This is a genomic window from Dietzia sp. DQ12-76 (assembly GCF_014145045.1).
Classification (GTDB): Bacteria; Actinomycetota; Actinomycetes; order Mycobacteriales; family Mycobacteriaceae; genus Dietzia.
The window spans coordinates 1-1,532 of sequence record NZ_JAALDV010000542.1; the positions used below are offsets into that span (position 1 = coordinate 1).

The 1,532-nt window shown below is 71.0% G+C and carries 2 protein-coding genes; both read right to left on the reverse strand.

Features of this window, described 5'->3' with window-relative positions; translation table 11 throughout:
* Positions 1 to 813, reverse strand: an 813-nt coding sequence (gene yidC, locus G6019_RS16365; protein ID WP_309230336.1) for a membrane protein insertase YidC, incomplete at its 3' end; no start/stop codon positions are given.
* A 214-nt stretch (positions 814 to 1,027) separates the two neighbouring features.
* Positions 1,028 to 1,532: UDP-N-acetylmuramate dehydrogenase (locus G6019_RS16370; RefSeq protein ID WP_182628065.1), on the reverse strand; the 505-nt coding region annotated here is incomplete at its 5' end.

The window sequence follows — 1,532 nt, forward strand, 5'->3', positions numbered from 1 at the left end:
AGAACCCGCCGCGCCGGCCGTGGCGGGAGTCCCCGGGGTGCCTGCCGCGTCGTCGGACCTGGCGGGGTCCGCGGGCTTCTCCCCGTCGACCTCGAGGACCTCCCCGTCGACGACCGGCCCGCCTGCCTTCTCCTCGGCCTCCACCCGGGCGATCGCCTCCTGCTCGGCCGCCTTGGCCGCCTTCTGCCGCCGGAAGGAGTTCCACATGTTGACGAAGGTCGCGATGCCCGCGAGCACGAACAGCGGCACGGCCAGGACGAGGATGTCCTCGCGCACCAACCCGGGGTGCAGGGAGTCCATGACGTCCTGCGGCATCCGGATGTAGGAGGCGAGCGGCACCCCGAAGATCTCGGCGTTGAGGAAGGAGGCGACCTGGTCGGGGCCGAACGCCCCGTTGGTCATGGTGGAGGCCTCCTCGATCGAGACGCCGCGCGGGGAGAAGTTGAGCAGAACGTAGTACAGGCCGAGGAACACGGGGATCTGCACGAGCAGCGGCAGGCACCCGGCCAGGGGGTTGACGCCGGCGTCCGCGTACAGCGCCTGCATCTCCTTGGCCTGCTCCTGGCGGTCCTCGGGACTCTTGCGATCCTTGTACTTGCTCTGCAGCTCCTTCATCTTGGGAGCGATCTGCGCCATCTTGCGCATGGAGTACTGCTGCCGGTACATCGACCGCATGAGCAGCAGCCGCACGGTCACCACGAGCAGCAGCACCGAGCCCACCCAGGCGATCCCGGAACCAGGGTCGAACACGAAGCTGAGCACCCAGTGCCAGAACTTCATGACGAGCGACACCGGATAGGCGAAGAGGTCCACGGGCGAATCTCCAGATGGGACTGTGGCGCCGGAGCGGGCGCGCGGGATGGGGCGGGGCGGGCCGGGTCAACACTAGGAGGCCATACCCCAGCGTGCCAGGGTCAACCGGATCGGTGGGGGCCGGGGTGCCACGCGGCAGTGGTCACGGACAGGGTCTGGTAGCGGCGCCACGGCGAGCGGCGCAGTGGCGAGAGGCGCAGTGGCGAGAGGCGGCTCAGATGCTGCAGCCCACCCACACCGGCTCGGGGTGCAGCTCCACGCCGAACGCCTCGATGACGCCGTCGCGGACCTCGCGCGCCAGCGCGATCACGTCCTCGGCGGTGGCCGAGCCCCTGTTGGTCAGCGCGAGCGTGTGCTTGGTGGACAGTCGGGCGGGGGACGACGACGAGGGATGCCCCTTGCCGAACCCGGCCCGCTCGATCAGCCAGCCCGCGGAGAGTTTGACCCCTCCCGCCGCCGCGAACGCGGGCATTTGCGCCGCCAGCTCGGCTCCGAGCCGGTCGGAGACCCGGGACCGCACCCCCGGGAGCCTGTCCTCGGGGACCACCGGGTTGGTGAAGAAGGACCCGGCGCTCCAGGTGTCGGCGTCGTCGTCGTCGAGCACCATGCCCTTGCCCCGGCGCAGCTCGAGCACGGTGCGCCGCACCAGCGCGGGGTCGGTCCGCTCCCCCGCCCCGACGCCCAGCCGGCCGGCGAGTTCGGCATACCGGATCGGCTCA